Raw genomic sequence first — 23,784 nt, 5'->3', positions numbered from 1 at the left:
TGTCCGTCCTAATCAATTCAATGTTATTGAGCCAAGCACTGTGCACATGTGCCATGCGTTTCAATCACATGGTGTTGTACGTGAAAGCCCACTTGCTGCGCCTTTTCACGCAATGCATCCGACAGCTCCTCGGTGTGGCACTCTTCGACCGTACCGCATTGATCACAAATCAACAGTTGTGAGCAATGTCCTTGGTGCCCCAAATGGCAACAAGCGATGTAGCTGTTGGTTGACTCCACTTTATGTACAAACCCCTGCGCTAATAGAAAGTCTAGCGCACGATAGACAGTTGGGGGTTTGGCTTGTGGTTCTGTTTCGCGCAACACATCAAGCAACTCATAGGCACTGATGGCGCGTGAGTAGTTGGCAATAATTTCGTAAACGCGCGTACGTTGTGGAGTAAGCCTTACTCCTCGCTGCTCACAAAGCTGCTGTGCGCGGTGCAGTAACCCAGTGGTATTGGTCATAGCGCCTCAAAGTGCTGACAGTCAGTTTGTTATCTTATCATAGCCACTGGTCAGCGCACCCTGTCTGTCTTTAATCCTATGCGTTATCACACACCTGTAAACACCTTTACGTGTATCGCTTGATCGCGATCAGACCTCTCACAGTATTGAGCAAAATAAAAACAGTTAACAATCTGCTGATCTTTGAATCGGCTAACTGTTTTCTTGTAGTGAGTCCGTATGATGACACCGTGCCACAAGCATAAAAAACATACCTTTACATCCATAACAGGAGTATGTACCGATGAAAAAACTGTTAGCCCTCGCCGCACTGGCGTTCGCGTCTATTTCCACGCAAGCGGCTGCCAACGAGTGTGAGTTAACTGTCACCACCGGTGATAAAATGGCCTACGATCAAACATCGCTATCCGTGCCAGCAAGCTGCAGTGAAGTGACGCTAACCCTAGAGCACCAAGGCTCCATGCCTGTGACCTCGATGGGCCACAACTGGGTGCTGTCAGAAACGTCTAACCTTCAAGACATTGCCATGAAAGGCGCGGGTGCCGGCCCAAATAACGATTACCTGCCACAAGGCGATGATCGCATCTTGGCGCATACCAAATTGATTGGCGGCGGCGAAAGCACCACGATTACCTTCTCAACTGAAGGACTGAAAGGCAAAGACTTAACCTATTTCTGCTCTTTCCCAGGCCACTGGACTGTGATGAAAGGCAAATTCACCATCGAATAAGTCTTGTCGCGAGAGAGCGAGCAACAGGCTCTCTCGCCATTTCATTTGCTCGTCATCTTGCTCGACTAGGCTTTGCGGTAAATCGATGTCCGCAGACGGATTGACGGAGCAAGAGGGTGAAAAAACTCCGCTACTATAGTTATAACTTGGCACTCAATGCGATCCCTAATGATTGGTATCGCACATGGATGTGCCGGCAACTGTTGCCCATTTATCAGCAGCATCAATCTGATATCGACCAACGTGTCAGTTATTACAACCGTTTGAATGCCCCTTTTTGTTTGTCGGAGCAATATTGCGATCATCAGACGGGCCGAGTGAGACAAGATCACGGCTCGGTGTATTTTTTAGATATATTGCGAGTGATGCGCTGGTTCCCCAACGGCTTGTTTTTGCATTACTTAGGCGGCGATGTCACGCAACCGCCACTTACGCCAGCCTTTGTAAAAAGCCGTCCCATTCATGGCGACAATCAAAACGCCGTACTACTCAAGCTCAATGCGGTGCGCCATTTTCAATTTATTGATGATCCCGTACCGTTTGGGCAAAAACGCGATAGCGCGGTATGGCGTGGACGCTGCTTTAATCACAAGCGTCGCGAACTTCTTCGCCGCTTTTACACGCATCCTATCATTGATGTCGGAGATACCCGCCCCGCGAATGAGACTGACCAAGCCTATCGAAAAGACCCGCTAACACCGCAAGCGCAGCTACAGCATAAGTTTATTCTCAGTGTGGAAGGGAAAGACGTTGCAACCAATTTAAAATGGATACTGTCGTCCAACTCGCTGTGCCTCTCACCGCCGCTGGAGTATGAAACTTGGTTTATGGAGGGCCAATTAATCCCCGGGGTTCACTATGCTGAGGTGAACGCAGACTTTTCCAACCTAGAGGCAGTAATCGATCATTACCTCACCTATCCGCATGAAGCACAAGCGATCATTCACAATGCCCATCAGTGGGTAAATCAATTCCGCGACCGACAAAAAGAAGCAGTGATCAGCTACTTAGTGGCAGAGAAATACTTTCGGCTTTCGCAGCAGCTATAGAAGCACAGGGGCTGGTTTGGTTTAAACCATCATAACGGCTGCCATACTGTTAGCTTGTGCTTTTCTTCTGCCTCGTGGTCAGTCGGGATGGTTCTGCTTAAATCTTACCGATGCAATGTGTATAATCCGCGTCCGCCTGTCGAAAATGACTGTCGTTTAACGTAATTTGCAGAGATTCGAGACCATGACTAACCCCAGCAAAACCGCCGCCAGCCCTGATGTGACGCCAAAAACGGTGATGCAGCGTTTCTCTGTTGCGCCCATGCTAGATTGGACCGATCGTCACTGCCGTTATTTTCATCGCTTATTATCAGGGCATACTTTGCTGTTTACCGAGATGGTCACCACGGGTGCGATCATTCATGGTAAAGCGGATTACTTAGCTTACAACGAGCAGGAGCATCCGGTTGCGTTGCAGCTGGGGGGATCGGATCCGGCGGATCTGGCAACGTGCGCCAAGCTGGCAGCCGAGCGTGGCTATGATGAAATTAACCTCAACGTTGGTTGCCCGTCAGATCGGGTGCAAAACGGGCGGTTTGGGGCGTGCTTAATGGCTGAGCCTGAGCTGGTGGCGCAGTGTGTGGCTGCGATGCGCGAAGTGACTGATGTGCCCATCACGGTGAAAACTCGCATTGGTATAGATGAGCAAGATAGCTACGAATTTTTGACCGACTTTGTGGGCATCGTCAGTGAAAAAGGCGGCTGTGATATGTTCACGATTCATGCGCGTAAAGCGTGGTTGAAAGGCCTGAGCCCCAAAGAAAATCGTGAAATTCCACCGCTGGATTACCCGCGTGTGTATCAGCTTAAAAAAGACTTTCCACATTTGGTCATGGCTATTAATGGTGGCGTGAAAACCCTTGAAGAAGCCGAGCAGCACCTTGTGCATCTGGACGGGGTGATGGTCGGTCGTGAGGCGTATCAAAATCCTTTCTTATTGGCGGATGTCGATCAGCGTTTGTTTGGTCGCGCGCAGGCTCGTGTGAGTCGTCGCCAAGTGGTTGAAGACATGTTCCCCTATATCGAGCAACAGTTACGCCAAGGTGCGCAGCTTAATCACATTAGCCGCCACATGTTAGGGTTATTCCAAAACATGCCGGGCGCGCGCCAGTGGCGCCGTTATATCAGCGAGAATGCGCATAAACCGGGAGCCGGTATTGAGGTGCTGACCACCGCCATGAGTCATATTCCTGACGATTGGTTGGACGCGTAAAACGTGGCCAAAATAACTACTTATTAGTGATAAATTTGACGAAATGCGTCGTAAGGCACGGAGCATGCTGAGCAACTCATTGAATAAATGGATAAAAAACCAAGTGACAAACTGGCCTGAAACCTGCAAAGTCTGTCTCGCTATCAAGACAAGGAGATCGTAATGATCGAAATTCTATTCCTCATTGGCTTTGCGGCTGTGTTATTTATGACGGGTGTGAGCATCATGGGAATGGTGCTGGCTATGTTGGCTGGCTTCGCGGTCATGATGGTCGCGGGCATGATTGGCACCTTGCTTAAACTGTTGCCTTGGTTGTTGGTGATCGCCGCGATTGTCTGGTTGCTCAAGCGTAACCGTCGCCAACGCAAAGGTGAGCCAGAAGTGATTGTTCGTGAACGTCGTTGGGCGCGTTACCGTCGTCGCTAAGCCTTTTCGGTGAAAAAATGTGGCTTGCTGCACGAGAAACCAGCAGGTAAACATGCGAATAGCGCCATCTGGGCATAAAGCTTGCTATCATTCTTATCTACCGGCGACAAGGCATGGCTTTGCCGCCTCCGCGTGACGACACTTTTTTATCGACAATGTGGAGAGTTTCATGAAAACGACTTCAATGACGCTTGCCGCCGCAGCGCTAACCGCGTTGATGGCCATGCCTTCTCAGGCTGCGACCCTTGCGGGCGGTAAAGTAGGGGCGGATGCCTGGTTCATGGATGCGGATGTCAACAATGTTGAAGCCGATGATGCGAGCACCTCAGGATCGTATTACGCCGCGATTGAACATCCTTTACCACTGATCCCTAATGCGAAGATCCGCCATACCTCAGTTAGCGTGGATAACCCTGATGTCAGYTTTGATCAAATTGACTTTGTGGCGTATTACGAGCTACTAGACAACGATCTTGTCTCGGTTGACGCGGGCATCAATATGCAGCGTTTCCAATCGGGCAAATTTGGTGGTCAAAGCTTTGATGAGTGGCAACCTAATGTGTATGCCGATGCGCGTCTCGGGTTAGTGGGCACACCACTATTCGTATTTGCGACCGTGAGCAAAGGTGAGTTTGATGGTACCAGCACCTTGGATGCCGAAGCCGGTGTTCAGTATCAGTTGGGCCTTGTTGCTGCCGATCTTAACGTACGTGGTGGCTATCGCATGATCGAGCATGACTTTGATTACTTTGATAACAATGATGGCAAACTGGATCTGACGGGCTTCTTTGTCGGTGCAGAACTCGACTTTTAATCGATGGTTGCGTTACCCCAACATTGAAACCGCGCTTAGGCGCGGTTTTTTTATACTTAAAATCAGGCTAATAGCGATTGTGGGATGGCTCTCACTTCGACTTTCCGCCAATACCCAGTGCGAAAAAACGTTGGCATGCTACCTCTGTGACACGGCAAGGAGATAGCAGTGATTGCTCCGCCATCCACTCTGACATGGAATAAGGAATCGCTATGATTTACGCAAAGCCCGGCACCGAAGGCGCTGTAGTGCAGTTTAAACCGCGTTACGATAACTATATTGGTGGTGAATGGGTGCCACCCGTGAAGGGGCAGTATTTTGCCAACACATCGCCGTGTACCGGTGAAACGGTGGCTGAAGTGCCGCGTTCAAGCGCAGAAGACATCGACCTTGCGCTGGATGCTGCCCACCAAGCAAAAACAGCGTGGGGGCAAACCTCGGTTACCGAGCGCGCCAATATCTTGTTAAAAATTGCTGATCGCATTGAAGCGAATCTGGAAATGCTGGCGGTGGCAGAAACGTGGGAAAACGGCAAAGCCGTGCGCGAAACCTTGGCCGCCGATATTCCCCTTTGTGCGGATCATTTCCGTTATTTTGCCGGTTGTATTCGTGCCCAAGAGGGCACCGCGGCAGAGTTGGATGCAGGTACGGTGGCGTACCACATTTATGAGCCACTAGGCGTGGTAGGACAAATCATACCGTGGAACTTTCCGTTGCTGATGGCATCGTGGAAGCTTGCCCCCGCGCTGGCGGCAGGGAACTGCGTGGTGCTAAAACCGGCTGAGCAAACCCCGACCACCATTTTGCTATTGATGGAGTTAATTGGCGATCTTCTGCCCGCTGGTGTGGTGAACGTCGTCAATGGTTATGGCGCCGAAGCTGGACAAGCGCTTGCTACATCGCCACGGATTGCCAAACTGGCATTCACCGGTTCTACCCCTGTGGGGCATCATATTCTGCGCTGCGCAGCAGAAAACCTCATTCCTTCCACCGTAGAGCTGGGGGGCAAATCGCCCAACATTTATTTTGAAGACGTGATGCAGCAAGAGGATGCCTATATCGATAAGGCGGTAGAAGGCTTGCTGCTGGGCTTTTTCAACCAAGGCGAAGTGTGTACCTGTCCGTCACGCGCACTGATCCAAGAAAGTATCTACGACGATTTTATTGCCCGCGTGATTGAGCGCGCAGGCAAGATCAAACAAGGCAACCCACTCGACACCGAGACCCAAGTGGGGGCGCAAGCGTCTGATGAACAGTTTGATAAGATCATGAGCTACTTGAAAGTGGGTCAAGAAGAGGGCGCGCAGGTATTAATTGGTGGTAGTCATCAAGACTTGGGCGGCGGTTATTATGTGCAGCCGACACTATTAAAAGGGCACAACAATATGCGGGTGTTCCAAGAGGAGATTTTTGGCCCCGTGATTGGGGTGACCACCTTTAAAGATGAGGCGGAAGCTTTAGCGATTGCCAACCACACCGAATACGGGCTAGGCGCAGGGTTGTGGACCCGTGATATGAACCGTGCGTATCGGATGGGGAGAGCGATCCAAGCGGGTCGTGTCTGGACCAATTGCTATCACCTTTATCCGGCGCATGCCGCGTTTGGAGGCTACAAAAAGTCCGGTATCGGACGAGAGACCCATAAAATGATGCTTGGCCACTATCAGCAAACCAAGAACTTGCTGGTCAGTTACGACATCAATCCACTGGGTTTTTTCTGATCGAATCGACCAGTGCGGCAGTAAGCCGCACTGGTTACACCCCCAAGGCTGTCTGGCTGGATCTGGCGAGCCTGCTTATCTGATACTAAGCTCAGTAAGTGAGCAAGTAGGTAGGCAGAATAATGATGACAGCCGAGCAATTACGTGCCTTATACCACCAAAAGCTGCTGGTTGAGGTGATGGTGGAGCCTTCATTAGACAGTGAAGGTTGGGTCGTGGAATGTCGCCACACGGGTGGCAGTATTATGGCGTTGACCGATGCGGAAGGCATTGAGCAGTGCTTTACCGATATTGACCAAGCCACGCTAAACGCATTACAAATCGGGTTTGACCAAGTTCGCATCGCGGATTGACCCGTCACACCTCTGTGTTGAAGCGTATCAACACTCGCCTTTGTGCGCCCCCTCTTCTTACTAAAAGTTATAAAACATTCATATCTATTCTTTCTTGTTATTAATTGGTGCGGTTACGCTAGCATTCACGCAATGTAAGCAAGGAATGTCGTCACCATGTTACTTAAGGAACTCTCTGGGCTGACTAGCCCGCTGAACGATCAGCAGATCGGCCAGTTGCAGCAAGCGGTGGCTGAGCTGTCACCTCAGCAGCTGGCCTGGATCAGTGGCTATTTTTGGGGACTGAGCCAATCACCCACCACCACGGCTGCGTCTCCCAGCGCTGACGCCCAAGCCAGCCCGAATCATACCTTAACCATTATTTACGCCTCGCAAACCGGCAATGCCAAGGGCGTGGCAGAAGCGCTGCATCACGATGCACAAGCGGCAGGGATCCCTGCAAAGCTGGTGGCTGCAGATAACTATAAAGGCAAGCAGCTTAGCAAAGAGAGCCATGTGGTGATCGTGGCATCAACTAATGGCGAGGGTGAGCCGCCTGATAATGCCATTGCTCTGCATGAGTTTTTGCAATCGAAAAAGGCACCCAAGCTCGACCATCTTCATTATGCCGTGTTGAGTCTGGGCGATTCGAGTTATGAGTACTTCTGCCAAACTGGAAAAGACTTTGACACCTTTTTGCAAAAGCTGGGTGCTAAGCCGATGGTGGCGCGCCTTGATTGTGATGTGGATTATGAAGCCACCGCGAGCGCGTGGCGAGAGCAAACCCTAGCGGAAGTGAAGCAGCACTTTCAGGCCAGTGGCGACGCGCAAGTGGTGCCAATTCGTCAAACAGCAGCGGCAACCAGCGCATATACCAAACAATCGCCTTATGAGGCTGAACTACTCGCCTGCCAGCGAATTACTGGTCGAGGTTCAGATAAAGCCGTTTATCACCTTGAATTCGATCTAGGGGATTCAGGGATCCAGTATCAGCCCGGCGATGCATTCGGTGTGTGGTATCAAAACGATCCAGAGTTGGCGGATGCGATTTTGGCGCGTGTCGGCTTGAACGGTGACGAGACCATTGAGATTGACGGTCGTGCTATCTCAATTCGTGAGGCCTTGATTGAGCATTATGAAATTACCGTCTCTAACCCGCAACAAATCGTAGCGCTCGCGGCGTTGACTGAAAATGAGGCATTGACCGCGCTCACCGAAGACAAAGCCTCGCTGCGTGATTATGCCAATCAAACCCAAGTGATTGATGTACTTAGCCTTGCTGACGTGCAGCTAAATGCCGAGCAACTGCAGTCGGTGTTACGTCGTCTGACGCCACGGCTGTATTCCATCGCGTCAAGCCAAGCGGAAGTGGAAGACGAAGTTCACCTGACTGTCGGCTTGGTGGCCTATGAACAGGAGCAAGGTGCGTTGCGTCAAGGTGGCGCCTCGGGCTTTTTAACCCAACGGGCTGAAGCGATTGGCTCAGTCAAAGTGTTTGTTGAGCACAACGATAACTTCAAACTTCCCGACAATGACGATACGCCCATCATCATGATTGGCCCTGGCACGGGCATTGCGCCATTCCGAGCTTTCTTGCAAGAGCGAGAGCAGCGAGAAGCCAGCGGCGATAATTGGCTGTTCTTTGGCGATCGCACTTTCACCGATGATTTCCTCTATCAAGTTGAATGGCAGCAGTACCTGAAATCCGGTCTGCTGACTCGCATGGATGTGGCATTTAGCCGTGACCAAGCAGAAAAAGTGTATGTGCAGCACCGATTACTCGAGCGCGCCAGTGAGGTATGGCAGTGGCTGTCAAACGGCGCGTATGTGTATGTCTGTGGGGATGCGAATCGCATGGCAAAAGATGTGCATGATGCCCTGATTCACATTGCCCAGCACCAAGGTCAGTTGAGCCGAGAAGACGCTGAGACCTTTATTAATGAATTGCGCAAAGATAAGCGCTATCAAAGGGATGTGTACTAATGAGTGAGCAAAAATTTACGGGCGACACACTGGGGCCCCTCGCCGATAACGAGCGATTAAAAGATGACAGTAACTTTTTACGTGGCACCATCAGTGAGGATCTTACCAACCCGATCACTGGCGGTTTTACGGATGACAACTTTCAGTTGATCCGTTTCCACGGCATGTATCAGCAAGACGATCGCGATATTCGAGCTGAGCGACAAAAACAAAAGCTTGAGCCTTTACACAATGTGATGTTGCGTGCCCGAATGCCGGGGGGGATCATCTCGCCCGAGCAGTGGCTGGCTATCGACCGATTTGCCAAAGAAAATACCCTGTACGGCAGTATCCGTTTGACCACCCGTCAAACGTTTCAGTTTCATGGTGTATTGAAACCCAACATCAAAATGATGCATCAAACCTTGAACAAATATGGGATCGATGCGATTGCCACCGCGGGGGATGTAAACCGTAATGTCCTGTGTACCTCGAACCCTGTTGAGTCTGAACTTCATCAGCAAGCGTACGATTGGGCCAAGCGGATCAGTGAACATTTACTGCCTAAAACACGCGCTTACGCGGAGATTTGGCTGGATGGCGAAAAAGTGGAAGGTAAGCAAGATGATGAGCCGATTTTAGGTAAGCGTTATCTACCGCGTAAATTTAAGACCACCGTGGTGATCCCCCCGCAAAATGATGTGGATGTGCACGCCAATGACCTGAACTTTGTTGCCATTGCCGAGAAGGGCCAACTGGTTGGATTCAATGTACTCGTCGGTGGCGGGCTTGCCATGACCCATGGTGACACCAGTACCTATCCACGTCGCGCAGATGATTTCGGTTTTATCCCTCTTGAGCATACGCTGAAGATTGCAGAGGCAGTGGTGACGACCCAACGAGACTGGGGGAACCGCTCGAATCGTAAAAATGCCAAAACCAAGTATACCCTTGACCGCGTCGGCGTTGAGACGTTTAAAGCGGAAGTGGAAAAGCGTGCTGGCGTCAGCTTTGCACCCAGCCGGCCTTATACCTTTACTGGGCGTGGCGATCGTCTAGGCTGGACCAAAGGCATTGATGGTAAATACCATTTGGCACTGTTTATTGAAAATGGCCGTTTACGTGATACGCCAGAAAAACCGCTGAAAACCGGGATGGCTGAGATTGCTAAGGTTCACCAAGGCGACTTTCGGATGACAGCCAACCAGAATTTGATTGTTGCTGGGATCCCTGAAGCGCAAAAAGACCAAATAGAAGCGCTCGCTCGCCGCTACCGTCTGATTGATGATGCGCACAGTGTGCAGCGCACCAATTCGATGGCCTGTGTTTCTTTCCCAACCTGTCCGCTGGCGATGGCCGAAGCGGAGCGCTTTTTGCCGGATTTTGTTACGCAAGTAGAGAAAATTCAGCAAAAGCATCAAGTGCAAGATGATCCGATTGTCCTGCGTGTCACCGGTTGCCCGAACGGTTGTGGTCGCGCCATGTTGTCGGAAGTAGGGTTAGTTGGCAAAGCGCCCGGCCGCTATAACCTGCACTTGGGAGGTAACTGGGAAGGCACACGTATTCCCAAAATGTACAAAGAAAATATCACCGACCAAGAAATCTTGGCCGAGTTAGATACCTTGATTGGCCGCTGGGCGCGAGAACGTCAAGAAGGCGAGCATTTTGGTGACTTCTTGATTCGTACCGACGTGATTGCACCTGTGCATGTATCGAAGAGGGACTTTTATGCCTGATACGGCTTATTCTGCACTGAACCGCGCCGATCTGGTGGCGATGAATAAAAGTCAGCAGACGCTTGCGCTGGCTGAAATTAACGCTGAGCTCGAGCAGTACACCGCGCAGCAGCGCATTCGCTGGGCGTTGGAACATCTGGACGGACAGTTTGTGCTGTCCTCCAGCTTCGGGATACAAGCGGCATTGATGCTGCATATGGTCAGTCAGGTGAAGCCGGACATTCCGGTGATCCTGACCGACACCGGCTACTTATTCCAAGAAACCTACCAATTTATTGATCACCTGCAGGCGCGTTTAAAGCTCAATCTCAACGTCTATCGCTCTGACTTGAGCCCTGCATGGCAAGAAGCTCGCTATGGCAAACTGTGGGAGCAGGGAGTTGAGGGGATCACGCGCTATAACCAGATCAATAAAGTGGCGCCGATGAAGCGAGCATTGACCGAGCTCAATGCCGGTACATGGTTCTCAGGGTTGCGTCACGGACAGTCGCAATCGCGTGCGCATTTACCCATTTTAAGCGTGCAGCACGGTGTATTTAAGTTTTTGCCCGTGGTGGATTGGAGCAATAAACAGGTACACGCTTATTTGACCGAGCATGACTTGCCTTACCACCCTTTGTGGGAGCAAGGTTATGTCTCCGCGGGTGATGTGCATACCACTCAGCGGTTAGAGCCCGGCATGAGCGAGGAGCAAACCCGCTTTTTCGGTTTGAAACGAGAATGTGGTCTGCACGAAGATGATGTCAACGATGGGGCAGGTATTTAGCCGTATTGCTCTGTGTGACTTACATGCGTCACTTACAGGCGTCACGAATTAAAGTGGCGCTTTTTTTTGTTCAAACGACGGTGTTTGTCTATCTTTTTTATTGAGTTATCCATCAACCGTGATGCTTTCTGTGATATAAATTGCGCGCGCAATCAGGAAGCGAAGGAAGGATTATGTCCTTCCACACACGTCACGGACGCCGAATCCACGTGACAAACAGTGAAGCTTATGAACAAAAAACTCTCTTTAGTCGCCCTTGCCGTAGCGGGTGTCGTTGCGGTTGGCGCACCAGCCTTTCTTGACTACTCCTCGTCAACCACACTGGCCACAGACACCAGCAGCTCGCGTTATATGGGCCATGGCAATGGTTGGCTGGAAGTGAACACCGCCACTTTTAATGACAATATTCAACGTGTTCAGCAACAGCTTTCTGATGGCACCAAAATGTGTGTGGTGATGAAGGCGGATGCTTATGGCAATGGTATTGCGGGTCTCCTGCCGGTGGTCATTGCTAATGGCATTGATTGTATTGCGATTGCCAGTAACGAAGAAGCACGTACCGTTCGTGACGGTGGCTTCACCGGTGAAATCATGCGAGTGCGCTCCGCCACATTGCAAGAAATTGAAAGTGGTTTGACACTCAATATCCAAGAGCTTGTGGGATCGGCAGAGCAAGCTGAGCAACTGCGTGAACTTGCCGACAAGCACGATATTGTCATCCCTGTGCATATGGCCTTTAACGCTGGTGGCATGGGCCGAAACGGTATTGAGATGGAATCAGACTACGGCAAGCAAACTGCACTGGATATTGCTTCAGACGCACGCTTTGACGTTGTGGGTATCATGACGCACTTCCCGAATTACAGTGCGAAAGATGTGCGTAGTAAGCTGGGGCAGTTTAAGTCCAACAGCGATTGGTTGATTGAACAGGCCAACTTAAAGCGTGAAGACGTGCTGATCCATGCAGCCAACTCTTTTGTTACCTTGAACGTGCCAGAAGGCCATTTCGATATGGTACGTCCCGGCGGCGTGCTTTACGGCGATCAACCAACCAACCGCGAATTCCCGCCGATCATGAGCTTCAAGACCAAGGTCGCGTCTTTACATCACTTACCAGCCGGCAGCACTGTGGGGTATGACAGCACTTACACGGTCGAGCGTGATTCTATTCTTGCTAATTTGCCGGTCGGCTACTCAGATGGGTTCCCGCGTAAAATGGGGAACAATGCCGATGTGTTAATTCAAGGTCATCGCGTGCCTGTGGTTGGTGTTTCATCGATGAACACCATTATGGTGGATGTCACAGATATTGCTGATCAAGTGACACCGAATGATGAAGTGGTGCTATTCGGCCAGCAAGGCGATGAAACCATTGGGGCGGTGGAGTACGAAAGCAACGCGGATGTGATCTTCCCAGAAATCTACAGCTGGTGGGGCGCAGTCAACCCACGTGAGTACGTGCAATAATCTCAACCCAAGCCCGGCTCGAGCCGGGCTTTTTTTATACCCCGAATTCATGTTGTGAACCTGTGCCGCTTTGTCGCAATCGTGGGACAGATGGAGTGGCATTTTCAGCTATTGTGTGCTTAGTTTTTAAGGCAGCAAGTATATTTTCGCTAACATCAAATCATTACTGATTGACCGTGAAGGGTCTCAAGGACGCACCATGCGCCAAATTGTCATTATCATCGCCAGCCTGCTTTTGATTAGCACTGTGTCGGCAGAGACGTTAAACGCACGTATCGAAGCGGGGAAACCTGTGCGGTTAGGGTTTGCGAATGAGAAACCTTGGGCTTACTTGGACAGTGATGGCAAACCCTCTGGACTGATTAATGACTATACCATCGATATCTTGAAGCGTATGGGGATCAGCCAGATCGAGCCTGTTTTCACTGAATGGGGCGGATTAATTCCCGGTTTGCGCGCGAAGCGATTCGATATCATCACTGGCGGGATGTATATCCTTGGCAGTCGCTGTCAGAAAGTTGCATTTTCTGAACCCATTGGGCGCTTTCGCGACGCTTTTATTGTGCCGAAAGGTAACCCCAAAGACATTCATGACTATCCCGACGTTGTGCGTGAAAGCGCGCGTTTGGTGACAGGAGTGGGATACAACATGGTCACGTCGGCGCGTGATGCAGGACTCAGCGAGTCTTTGATTATTCAAGTCCCCGGGCCGACTGAAATTCTTTCCGCCGTGAAAGAGGGTCGTGCTGAGGCAGGGGCGGTACCGTATTTCACGGCGTTATACCTCGCTAAACAGGCGCCCGATAGTATCTCTGTGAGTGATCCTGCGAGAGCGACGAGCCAAACAGGGCACTATATCGGTATTGGTTTTCGTAAAGAAGATAACGCGTTTGTGGAGCGATTTGATGAGGTGCAAGCCAAGTATATGGGGAGCCCGCAGATGTTAGAGCAGGTAAAAAAATATGGTTACCGTGAAGCGCAATATCCAGATGGGATCTCTACATCGCAACTTTGCCAACGCCAATAAAAAAGCGATGCCAGAGGCATCGCTTTGCAATAGAAACCGCTCTATCTTTACAGGATATCTAGCAGCTCGACTTCAAATACCAGTGCCGCAAATGGTGGGATAGCGGCGCCAGCACCACGCTCACCGTAGGCAAGGTCTTGTGGGATGTAGAGTTTCCATTTTGAGCCTACAGGCATCATTTGTAGAGCTTCAACCCAGCCTTTGATCACGCCAGTCACAGGGAACTCAACAGGTTCGCCACGCGTTACTGAGCTATCAAACACAGAGCCATCGATCAATTGGCCGTGATAGTGAACACGTACTTGTTTATCGCTCGTTGGGATCTCACCGTCGCCTTTTACTAGCACTTCGTACTGGAGGCCAGATTCGGTCACGGTCACTTCATCACGCTTTGCGTTATCCGCTAAGAAGGCATCGCCTTCAGCCGCTTGTGCTTTTGCAGCTTCTTGACGAACTTCTTCTGCTTTTGTGTGAAGCTCGCGCAGGGCGTTATTGATGTCGTCAATTTCGATTTCTGGCATTTCGCCAGCCAGTGCCGTGCTGATGCCTTTAGCAATCGCATCGACTTGTAGACCTTCAAGGCCACTGCCTGCCAGTTGTTGACCCATTTGTAGGCCGATGCCATAGCTTGCTTTTTGCTCGACGGTTTCTAGTTGTACGTCAGACATAACGTCTCTCTTTTTTGCGTGAATAAAGTGTGAAAGGATAACAGGTGATGGTTTCGTGGGTAAACTTTTGTACGCAAAAGGCGTCCAATATGAGGGTAAAACATCAAAATATGCGCGGAGTGGCAATGAAGTTAACAGCAATGCGTACACAATTTAAAGATTGGTGCGTGAGATGGGGACGAATGCTCGCTTCTTCATCCGATAGGAAAGGGCAGTGGCAAGACATGGCATGGATAAGCACAATACGCCACGCTTGGCTGCGTCTACCTCGCTTGCACCAACGATTATTAATGGTGTTGGTCCCTTTGGTGTTGGTACTAAGCCTATTGCCCGCACCGTCCTCGACTGAAACGACTGCGCCGCCTCAGGAGCGGCGCTCTGTGGCGATTGATACTCAGGCACAACCCAAACGCAGTGCCGTGTCAACAGACAGTTCGCAGCCGGAGGCATCACAACCTTCCGCGCCGGAAAGTGACTGGATCAGTCACCAAATTGAGCAAGGAGATACGCTTGCTAAGGTGTTTCGCGATAATGACTTGGCGCTGACCGATCTTTACGCGATTGCCAATATTGAAGGGGAAGGAAAACCCATTAGCCGTATCCAGCCGGGTCAATGGATTCGCTTTAAGCGCACCGACAGTGGCGCGCTCGACATTCTTCAAGTGGAAACGCAGGCAGGTCAGTCCGTATTGTATTTCCGTTTATCCGATGGAGGCTTTGCGCGCCAACGCTAGTCCTTTTTTTCAGGCACGGGGTCACCGTGCCTTCACTTTCCCATCTGTTTATTTTTTAAACTTCCTTGTCGATAAATTCGCCGTTGGTGTTTTTTTCATCTACTTTTTAATAAATCAGTCAATATGGCTGGGTTTATGCTGTGATTTGAAGGGATTTAGCGATTATTCGCTAATTTATGCGCTTGTGCCTGCGAATTTGACCAGCGTGTATGACATACTTTTTCAGGAAATAATGAGTTTTATGTCACACTTTGGTGAATTTTTGTGCTAGTATTCGCGCCGGCTGTGTAGGGGATACACGCAAGCCGCCTCAACATGGATGTCCAGGCATTGACACGCTAACCATAAATCTGTTGAGGACTCGCTTTTCCATGTTGAAGAATTTATCTATTGGTAAAAAGTTTACTGCGGCTTTTTCCCTGATTGGTATCGCCGTCGCGATCTTTGGGTTTTACATTTTTACCCAAGTGAGCGGCATGCGCGATAATATGCTGAACTTTACTGACGATACCCTACCTGCGGTATTAGAGCTTGAGCGTTTAAGTGAAGAAATTATTCGTATTCGTCAAGACCAGTACGCCGTTCTAACTTTCGATGATATGACTCGACGTCGCGAGATTGCCAATGACTTGCAAGCGATGAAACGTCAATACAGTCAAGATCTTGATGCCTACGAACAGACGCTTTGGTACGACAATGAAAGAGCCATCTTTACTCGAATTCAAAATAACTGGGCTAAATACAACGAAGAGCTGAAAAACTTCCCGTCTCTCGTTGAAAATGGTCAGTTGTCAGAGGCACAAAGCATTCTATCAAACTCATTTAACACCTTCTTAAAGCTAGATGCTGCGCTGAAAGAGATGTCAAAGCTAACACAAGGCTTTATCACCTCAAATCGCACCACTATGCTCAATCAAGTGTCGACAGTGAGTATGACCATTATCGGCGTACTGTTCGCAGTAATCGCCTTTATGATTGTGGTTGCGGTGGTGTTCACCCGCGCGATTATTAATCCACTCCGTTTGGTGATGGAACAATCCTCTGCGATTGCCAAGGGCGACCTGACTTACCAGTTAGATCGTAGCCAAATCGGTAACGATGAAATGGGGCAGTTGGCAGATTCGAGCATCGCCATGCAAGATAGCCTGCGCACGCTGATTGAAGAAGTGATTGCCGCGGTGACCCAGCTAAGCAGTGCGGTCGAAGAAGTCAGCGCGGTATCTAGCCAAACTTCAAGCGGCATGCAAAGTYAGCAACATGAGATTTCGCAAGTTGCCACTGCGATGGCGCAAATGAAAGCCACTGTCGCGGATGTTGCGCAGAATACCGAAAGCTCGTCGACCGCGGCTAACGAAGCCAGTGAGCAGGCACGCCTCGGTGGGCGTGATGTCGATAGCATGGTGGGATCTATCACCAAAGTGGCAGAAGACATGCGTAAAACGGGTGACACAGTCAACGAGTTGGACCAGCAGTCGAAGCAAATCAACGTTGTGGTGGATGTTATTCGTGATATCGCCGAGCAAACTAACCTGTTGGCACTGAATGCGGCGATCGAAGCGGCGCGTGCCGGTGAGTCTGGCCGCGGCTTTGCGGTGGTAGCTGATGAAGTTCGTACACTGGCCGGTCGTACCCAAGACTCGACGGGTGAAATTACTGAAATTATCGAGAAGCTCCAGCAATTCGCGACCCAAGCGCGCGATGCCACCACTCAAAGCCGTGAGAGTATTGAGCAGTGTGTGGAGCAAGGTAGCCAAGCGCAGCAATTGATCCGTGGCATCGAAACATCGGTTGAGAACATTGCCGATATGGGCATGCAGATTGCGAGTGCTTGTGGTGAGCAAGACTCGGTTGCCGATGAGCTAAGCCGCAATATTGAGCGCATCAATGACTCGTCACAAGAAGTGGCGGGTGGTGCGGATCAAACCGCGCAAGCGTGTAGCGAGCTCAGCCAGTTGGCGCACTCACTACAAAGTACCATGCAGCGTTTCCGTTTGACCAAATAACGCCACGGACGCTCGCAAAGAAACAGCTGAACTCAACAAGCTTGTTATTTGCCTAGACATAAAATCCCGCGCACTGTCGCGGGATTTTTTTATGGAGTGGAAAGGCGCATATCAATATGAGGGATCCCATCTTCTAGATAGGGCTCGGAAAAGGCCACAAAACCATGCTTTTGGTAAAAGTGTTGTAGGTGAGCTTGAGCGCCTATTTCGATGTCTTGCTCGGGCCATTGCTGTTGGCATAGTTGAATGGCTTGGCGGATGAGCTGATGCCCCCATTGTCCGCTGCGATGTGCGGGAGCAATGATCACGCGGCCAATACTGCTTCCAGAGTAACTCGCGCCCGGTGCGAGAATACGGGCATAAGCGGCTAGCTCACCATTCAGCCAGCCCAGTAAATGCACGGTGTCTGGTGCGGTATCATGTGTGTCTAGCTCTGGGTAAGCACACGCCTGCTCGACCACAAACACATCGACACGCAATTTCATCAGTGTGAATAAAGTGCGAGTATCCAATGTGTCAAAGGTTGCCCGTTGCCATTCCATACGACGTCCTCCTGATTAAAGATAAAAAAAATACCGCAGACAAGCTGCGGTATTCAAAGACTATTTATTATGCAGGCTATTTATTGGCGAGGCTGGCTTAAATCGACGCGATAGACCGCGAAGCCAACGTCATCTTTACCGGCTTTCGTCATCGCCCAGCGGCCTTTTTGCTCAATAAATTGCGCGGCTTTCTCGCTGGGTGAGGTTTCAAAGTGCACGATGGCATCGCCTTTTATTGGGGCGATGGACCAGTTGTTGTCAGCACTCACCGTGACTTGGCCTTTTTCATCACTTACGCGGCTGATGTAGTTGGCGACCACTGTGCGGTTTTCATCCGGCGCGGCAAAGGCAATATGATCGCTGCCGGTGCCCGGGAACTTCGCGCCATAAGCGCGATAGTTGTTGGTGGCGACCAAGAAGGTTTGCTCAGGGTCAACCGGTTTGCCTTGATAAGTAAGATTGACGATGCGTGATGCGTCTGGATTCACTTCATTACAATCGCCGTCGTAACGAGCGGGTTGAGTGATATCAATTTGATACTCTACCCCGTCAATCACATCAAAGTTGTAAGTACGGAATCCGTCCCAGTTCACTAGCGTCTGAGGCTGCTTCGCATTGGGGTCGATTTGGTTAAATTGACCGGCGCTGCATTCCAGCCATTGTGTTAACTCAGCGCCAGATACTTTCAGTGCGACCAAGGTATTTGGGTACAGGTAAAGATCGGCGGCGTTACGGAACGTCAGTTGGCCGGCTTCTACTTCGGTAAAGTTGCTCGGATCGTTTTTGCGACCACCGGCCTTAAAAGGCGCGGCAGCAGACAGTACCGGTAGCTCTGCTAAGTCGGGATCGCCTTGGATCATACGCTCGACATAGTCTTGCTGTGCCAAGTTAACAATCTGTACGGTGGGGTCATCTTGGAGCAATGCCAAATAGGAGTACATTACATCATTGGCTTGGCCAATTGGCTGATTAACGAACTCACGAGTAGCATTGTGATCTTTTTCAACGGCTTTGAGTAGGGCTTTATCGGCATCGACCAACGCTTTGCCGCTGGCCCGGTCAAAGATAGGGCGAGCATGCGCTTCACTATCCACCACTTGCCACTGGCCATCGACTTGCTCGAGCTTCAAATCTATCACGCCAACATGGCTGCCCCAGCGACCGGCCATCACACTGGCCACGCCATTGATGGTGCCCTTTTCAATATCGGCACCGGGAATATTGGCAAAATCATCGCTTGGGAATACCGCGTGTGAGTGACCAAAGGCAATCGCGTCAATACCATCGACTTCTGAGAGGTAATAGACAGAGTCTTCAGCCATCGCTTTATACGGTGCTTGAGAGACGCCAGAGTGTGGAATGGCTACCACCACATCGGCACCCTTGGCTTTCATCTCTGGAACGAGTTTTTCAGCAGTTTGTTTAATGTCTTTGGCTATCACTTTGCCTTCAAGGTTCGCTTTATCCCAAGTCATGATCTGCGGCGGGACAAAGCCGATGTAACCGACTTTGATGGTATGGCTGTCACCGTCTTCATCTTTGAGTTGGTATTCTTTAATTAAATACGGGTCAAAGTAGTGCTCGCCAGTCTCTGCATCAAACACGTTGGCGTTGATATACGGGAAGTTGGCGTCGTTAATCGACTCTTTTAAGAACGCTAAGCCGTAGTTGAACTCATGGTTGCCAATGTTGCCCACTTCATAATCGAGCAAGTTCATCGCTTTATATACCGGATGCACTTCACCGGGTTTGATACCTTTGCTGGCCATGTAATCGCCCATTGGGCTGCCTTGCAACAGGTCGCCATTATCGACCAAAAGGGCATTTTGTGCCTCATCACGTGCTTGTTTCACCACAGTGGCGGCGCGGACCAAGCCGATTTTTTGCGAGGGCTTGTTTTTGTAGTAGTCGTAGTCCATCACGTTGGTGTGAATGTCGGTAGTTTCAATCACACGTAGGTTAACGGTGTCGGCAAAGGCACTGCCAGAGGCAGCAAGCAGGCCGGCAACTACCGCTGTAGTGACCGCAGAAGGCATCAAACGCATAACAAAGTCTCCAGTAAAAAAGTGTGCGTCAGGTATCAAGCGGCGCCATTATGCAACTTACATTATGACAAAAGCTGTGGTCTTGATCGGCTTCTGTCATTTTGTCGGAGTTGAGTGTTGAGGAAAGCGGCATTTTGGGACCGTCATCATTGCGTGGTAGATGAACGTCAGGGTTTTCAGCGGACAAGTACGCGACTCTTAATCACAAAAAAGAATAAAAAATGAATTTATAGAATTTCAGGTAATAGTTGCTGGGCGATATAGTGGCTGCATTGTCATCAAGGGAATGCGCGATCATGGATTATCTCCCCCTCTTTGCTCAGCTTAAACAGCGTCCTTGCCTCGTGGTAGGTGGCGGCGAAGTCGCATGGCGCAAAACGCGCATGTTGCTCAAGGTGGGCGCGGCCGTCACTGTCGTTGCCCCTGACGTCGACCGTGAAATTGCGGAGGCGCAAGCGCAAGGAAAGCTGACGGTATTGCGTGAGGCGTTTCGTCCCGATCATCTGGACGGAAAGATGCTGGCGATTGCGGCGACTGACAACGCCCTCGTCAATGAGCTGGTCTCCACTGCCGCTGATAGCCGTAATATCTTAGTCAATGTCGTTGATGATACCCCTAAATGCAGCTTTATTGTCCCTTCTTTGGTTGATCGCTCTCCCATCATTATTGCCATCTCATCGGGCGGCAAAGCGCCGGTATTGGCGCGGATGTTACGTGAAAAAATTGAAACTCTAGTGCCGCAACATATTGGCAAAATGGCGGCAATGGCGGGTGCGTTTCGCGACAAACTGAAAACGCGTATTCCGACCTTAACGGGCCGGCGCAAATTCTGGGAGGCCGCTTTTAGTGGGCGGTTTGCCGATTTAGTCGCGGCAGGCAAACACCAGCAAGCCGAGCAAGCGCTGGAGCAGCTTAGTGGACAAATCACCACCCAAGGCGAAGTGGCGTTGATTGGTGCCGGGCCGGGGGATCCTGGGTTATTGACCTTGCGCGCGTTGCAGTTAATGCAGCAAGCGGATGTAGTGCTTTACGACTACTTGGTGGCTGAACCGATTATGGAGCTGTGCCGCCGAGATGCGGAGCTGATTTGTGTGGGCAAACGGGCGAGCTACCACAGTGTGAGCCAAGACGACATCAATCGTCTGTTGGTCGAGCATGCTCAAGCCGGAAAACGGGTGGTGCGCTTAAAAGGGGGCGATCCTTTCATGTTTGGCCGTGGTGGTGAGGAATTACAAACCCTTGCCAACGCCGGTGTCTCGTTTCAAGTGGTGCCCGGGATCACTGCGGCGGCGGGGGCGACGGCCTATGCCGGTATTCCGCTCACCCATCGTGATCATGCCCAGACCGCACTGTTTATTACCGGTCATTTGAAAAAAGAACAAGACACCTTGGAGTGGGCGACGTTAGCACGCCCGCGTCAGACCTTGGTGATTTATATGGGATTGATGAAATCTGCCCATATTCAAAGCCAACTGATGGCTCACGGCCGATCGCCGGACACCCCTGTGGCGGTGATTGAAAACGGCACGCGTCCGGAGCAGAAAGTCTTTACCGGTCAACTCAACAACTTACCGTCTCTGGCGGAACAAGCTGCGTCGCCCGCGCTTATTGTGGTGGGCGAAGTGGCGGCACTCGCCGGTCAGCTGACATGGTTTGGCGAGGGGCGCGCGGTAAGCGATGCCGACCCCACGCAAGCCCCCACCGCTGTGGTTAACTTCGCTTAAAGGATAGTTAGGATGGATGCAAAAACACTCACTCACCTCCAGCAGTTAGAAGCCGAGAGCATTCATATACTGCGGGAAGTCGCGGCGGAGTTTGATAACCCCGTGATGCTGTATTCGATTGGCAAAGACTCGTCAGTGATGCTGCATTTGGCGCGCAAAGCTTTTTACCCTGGAAAGATCCCGTTTCCGCTGCTGCATGTCGATACCGACTGGAAGTTTCGCGACATGATTGCCTTTCGCGATCGTACTGCCAAGGAGCTCGGGCTGGATCTGATTGTGCACAAAAACCCAGAAGGGATGGCTCAGGGGATCAATCCTTTTGATCACGGCTCCGACAAGCACACCGATATCATGAAAACCCAAGCGCTGAAGCAGGCGCTGGATCAGCACAAGTTTGATGCGGCGTTTGGCGGCGCGCGTCGGGATGAAGAAAAATCCCGCGCCAAAGAGCGTGTCTATTCGTTCCGTGATAAGAACCATCGCTGGGATCCCAAAAACCAACGGCCAGAGCTGTGGCGCAACTATAACGGTCAAGTTAACCCGGGCGAGAGTATTCGCGTCTTTCCGCTCTCTAACTGGACTGAGCTTGATATCTGGCAATACATCTATCTGGAAAATATCGACATTGTTCCGCTTTATTTAGCGGCCGAGCGCCCAGTGGTAGATCGTGATGGCACCTTGTACATGGTGGATGATGCGCGGATGCCGATTGGGCCCGACGAAACCGTGACCCATAAATCGGTGCGTTTTCGCACCCTAGGCTGTTACCCGCTCACCGGGGCGATTGAATCTACCGCGACCACCTTGCCAGAGATCATCGAAGAGATGTTGGTCGCTACCTCAAGTGAACGCCAAGGGCGGGCGATCGACCACGATCAGTCCGGATCCATGGAGCGCAAAAAGCGTCAGGGTTATTTCTAAGGAGTAGTCATGAATCCAGCAATTCAACAACAGGTGGCCGATCTGGGTATTGAGGGTTATCTGCAACAGCATCAACACAAAAGTTTATTGCGCTTTTTGACCTGTGGCTCGGTCGATGACGGTAAATCGACTTTGATTGGCCGCTTGCTGCACGACTCGCAGCAGATCTATGAAGATCAACTGGCTGCTGTCCATGCCGATAGCCAGCGTGTCGGTACCACGGGCGAGAAACCCGATCTGGCGCTATTGGTAGACGGCCTACAAGCCGAGCGTGAGCAGGGGATCACCATTGATGTGGCGTACCGGTATTTCTCCACCTCCAAACGCAAGTTTATCATTGCCGATACCCCCGGCCATGAGCAGTACACCCGTAATATGGCCACCGGTGCGTCGACCTGTGATGTGGCGGTGATCTTAATCGACGCGCGTCACGGCATCTTGGATCAGACCCGTCGCCATTCATACATCGCTAACTTGCTGGGTATTCAGCATTTTGTGGTAGCGGTGAACAAGATGGATTTGGTGGAATATAGCCAAGCTCGGTTTGATGAAATCCAAGAACAATATTTGGCGTTTGCCGATCAGCTCAACCCCGGCTTGTCAGTGTCTATGGTGCCCTTGTCGGCACTGGAAGGCGACAACGTAGTCAATGCCAGTGACGCGATGGCGTGGTATCAAGGCGAGCCGCTACTCAGCCAGCTAGAAGCCATCGACATTGAAAAATCGCGCGGAACAGGCGCGTTCCGTTTTCCGGTGCAGTATGTGAATCGACCGGATCTGAACTTTCGCGGTTACGCCGGTACTCTTGCCAGCGGCGAGTTACATGTGGGCGATGAGATTAAGGTACTCCCTTCTGGGCTTACCGCGAAGGTCGCGCGCATCGTCACCTTTGACGGTGATCGTGAATTTGCCTTTAGCGGTCAAGCGGTCACTCTCACTTTAGATAGAGAAATTGATATCTCGCGTGGCGATCTCCTGGTGCGTGCGGACGATGACGTCGCGGTGGGGCAAGGATTTGACGCCGACGTGGTGTGGATGACACAAACCCCACTGGCACCGGGGCGCGAATACGACATTAAGTTGGCCAGCAAGAAAACCTCGGCGCAGGTTGAGGCGCTGTCGTATGGGGTGGATGTGAATACGCTTAACACCCATGACGCGGACACCTTGCCGCTCAATGGCATTGGCCGTTGCACCTTGACCCTGAGCGAAGCGGTGCCGCTGGATACCTATCACGATAGCCCGAATACCGGTGGCTTTATCCTGATTGATCGCCTCACCAATGTGACGGTCGGCGCGGGCATGATCCGCCATGTGACTGAGGCGCAGCCACAAATCACCTCGTCGTTCTCAGCGTTTGAGCTTGAGTTAAACCAGTTGATCCGCAAGCACTTTCCGCATTGGCAAGCGCGGGATCTACGCCAACTGGGGTAAACG

The 23,784-nt window shown here is 51.0% G+C and carries 21 protein-coding genes; 17 read left to right on the top strand and 4 right to left on the bottom strand.

Features of this window, described 5'->3' with window-relative positions; translation table 11 throughout:
- Positions 1-23: 23 nt before the first annotated feature.
- Positions 24-467: a zinc uptake transcriptional repressor Zur gene (zur, locus tag BZJ19_RS04015; RefSeq protein ID WP_069589686.1), complete on the bottom strand. Its 444-nt coding sequence runs from the start codon at positions 465-467 to the stop codon at positions 24-26.
- A 283-nt stretch (positions 468-750) separates the two neighbouring features.
- Here zur and azu point away from each other — a divergent pair, with 283 nt between their 5' ends.
- From azu to BZJ19_RS03955, 12 genes are all read left to right on the top strand, one after another.
- On the top strand, positions 751-1,197 hold the full coding sequence (azu, locus tag BZJ19_RS04010) for an azurin (RefSeq protein WP_077674677.1): 447 nt from the start codon (positions 751-753) through the stop codon (positions 1,195-1,197).
- A 116-nt stretch (positions 1,198-1,313) separates the two neighbouring features.
- Entirely contained in the window at positions 1,314-2,246 is a 933-nt protein-coding gene (locus tag BZJ19_RS04005) for a glycosyl transferase family 90 (protein ID WP_077674676.1), read from the top strand.
- 184 nt (positions 2,247-2,430) lie between these two features.
- Positions 2,431-3,459, top strand: a complete 1,029-nt coding sequence (dusA, locus tag BZJ19_RS04000) for a tRNA dihydrouridine(20/20a) synthase DusA (protein WP_077674675.1) — start codon at positions 2,431-2,433, stop codon at positions 3,457-3,459.
- Positions 3,460-3,621: 162 nt separating this feature from the next.
- Positions 3,622-3,885 (top strand): envelope stress response protein PspG, encoded by a 264-nt coding sequence (pspG, locus tag BZJ19_RS03995; RefSeq protein ID WP_069589681.1) that lies wholly within the window; start codon positions 3,622-3,624, stop codon positions 3,883-3,885.
- Between the two features lie 169 nt (positions 3,886-4,054).
- Positions 4,055-4,699 carry a TIGR04219 family outer membrane beta-barrel protein gene (locus BZJ19_RS03990; RefSeq protein ID WP_069589680.1) on the top strand — a complete coding sequence of 215 codons (645 nt, stop codon included), beginning with the start codon at positions 4,055-4,057 and terminating at the stop codon, positions 4,697-4,699.
- Between the two features lie 212 nt (positions 4,700-4,911).
- Positions 4,912-6,420 (top strand): acetaldehyde dehydrogenase ExaC, encoded by a 1,509-nt coding sequence (exaC, locus tag BZJ19_RS03985; protein WP_077674674.1) that lies wholly within the window; start codon positions 4,912-4,914, stop codon positions 6,418-6,420.
- Between the two features lie 122 nt (positions 6,421-6,542).
- The gene (locus BZJ19_RS03980; RefSeq protein WP_235608138.1) at positions 6,543-6,773 is read left to right on the top strand and encodes a thymidylate kinase; all 231 of its coding nucleotides are present in this window, start codon (positions 6,543-6,545) and stop codon (positions 6,771-6,773) included.
- Positions 6,774-6,929: 156 nt separating this feature from the next.
- Entirely contained in the window at positions 6,930-8,735 is a 1,806-nt protein-coding gene (locus tag BZJ19_RS03975; RefSeq protein WP_077674673.1) for an assimilatory sulfite reductase (NADPH) flavoprotein subunit, read from the top strand.
- Complete coding sequence (gene cysI, locus BZJ19_RS03970; protein WP_077674672.1) at positions 8,735-10,450, top strand: assimilatory sulfite reductase (NADPH) hemoprotein subunit; 1,716 nt, start codon at positions 8,735-8,737, stop codon at positions 10,448-10,450. The genes BZJ19_RS03975 and cysI overlap by 1 nt, the downstream gene beginning before the upstream one ends.
- Positions 10,443-11,216, top strand: coding sequence for a phosphoadenylyl-sulfate reductase (locus BZJ19_RS03965; RefSeq protein WP_077674671.1), 774 nt, complete (start codon positions 10,443-10,445; stop codon positions 11,214-11,216). The genes cysI and BZJ19_RS03965 overlap by 8 nt, the downstream gene beginning before the upstream one ends.
- 228 nt (positions 11,217-11,444) lie before the next feature.
- Positions 11,445-12,683, top strand: a complete 1,239-nt coding sequence (gene alr, locus BZJ19_RS03960; protein ID WP_077674670.1) for an alanine racemase — start codon at positions 11,445-11,447, stop codon at positions 12,681-12,683.
- A gap of 199 nt (positions 12,684-12,882) precedes the next feature.
- Positions 12,883-13,710: a transporter substrate-binding domain-containing protein gene (locus tag BZJ19_RS03955; protein ID WP_077674669.1), complete on the top strand. Its 828-nt coding sequence runs from the start codon at positions 12,883-12,885 to the stop codon at positions 13,708-13,710.
- A 47-nt stretch (positions 13,711-13,757) separates the two neighbouring features.
- Here BZJ19_RS03955 and BZJ19_RS03950 read toward each other — a convergent pair whose 3' ends face one another.
- Positions 13,758-14,378 (bottom strand): BamJ family beta-barrel-assembly machinery protein, encoded by a 621-nt coding sequence (locus tag BZJ19_RS03950; protein WP_077674668.1) that lies wholly within the window; start codon positions 14,376-14,378, stop codon positions 13,758-13,760.
- Between the two features lie 125 nt (positions 14,379-14,503).
- On the opposite strand from BZJ19_RS03950, the gene BZJ19_RS03945 reads away from it, so the two are divergent.
- Both BZJ19_RS03945 and BZJ19_RS03940 read left to right on the top strand, forming a co-directional pair.
- The gene (locus tag BZJ19_RS03945) at positions 14,504-15,112 is read left to right on the top strand and encodes a LysM-like peptidoglycan-binding domain-containing protein (RefSeq protein WP_162274211.1); all 609 of its coding nucleotides are present in this window, start codon (positions 14,504-14,506) and stop codon (positions 15,110-15,112) included.
- Positions 15,113-15,483: 371 nt separating this feature from the next.
- Entirely contained in the window at positions 15,484-17,115 is a 1,632-nt protein-coding gene (locus tag BZJ19_RS03940; RefSeq protein WP_077674666.1) for a methyl-accepting chemotaxis protein, read from the top strand.
- Between the two features lie 89 nt (positions 17,116-17,204).
- Here the strand turns inward: BZJ19_RS03940 and BZJ19_RS03935 are convergent, their stop codons facing one another.
- Positions 17,205-17,657, bottom strand: a complete 453-nt coding sequence (locus BZJ19_RS03935) for a GNAT family N-acetyltransferase (protein ID WP_077674665.1) — start codon at positions 17,655-17,657, stop codon at positions 17,205-17,207.
- An 80-nt stretch (positions 17,658-17,737) separates the two neighbouring features.
- Entirely contained in the window at positions 17,738-19,702 is a 1,965-nt protein-coding gene (locus BZJ19_RS03930) for a bifunctional 2',3'-cyclic-nucleotide 2'-phosphodiesterase/3'-nucleotidase (protein WP_077674664.1), read from the bottom strand.
- A 296-nt stretch (positions 19,703-19,998) separates the two neighbouring features.
- On the opposite strand from BZJ19_RS03930, the gene cysG reads away from it, so the two are divergent.
- Genes cysG through cysN form a run of 3 tightly spaced genes read left to right on the top strand, consistent with a single transcriptional unit; the run spans position 19,999 to position 23,781 of the window.
- Entirely contained in the window at positions 19,999-21,426 is a 1,428-nt protein-coding gene (gene cysG, locus BZJ19_RS03925) for a siroheme synthase CysG (protein ID WP_077674663.1), read from the top strand.
- 12 nt (positions 21,427-21,438) lie between these two features.
- Positions 21,439-22,347, top strand: a complete 909-nt coding sequence (cysD, locus tag BZJ19_RS03920) for a sulfate adenylyltransferase subunit CysD (protein WP_077674662.1) — start codon at positions 21,439-21,441, stop codon at positions 22,345-22,347.
- Positions 22,348-22,356: 9 nt separating this feature from the next.
- Entirely contained in the window at positions 22,357-23,781 is a 1,425-nt protein-coding gene (gene cysN / locus BZJ19_RS03915; RefSeq protein ID WP_077674661.1) for a sulfate adenylyltransferase subunit CysN, read from the top strand.
- Positions 23,782-23,784 lie beyond the last annotated feature (3 nt).

Origin of the sequence: Salinivibrio proteolyticus (assembly GCF_001996165.1) — a bacterium.
Taxonomy (GTDB): Bacteria; Pseudomonadota; Gammaproteobacteria; order Enterobacterales; family Vibrionaceae; genus Salinivibrio; species Salinivibrio proteolyticus.
This window is presented reverse-complemented; position numbering and strand designations above follow the sequence as displayed.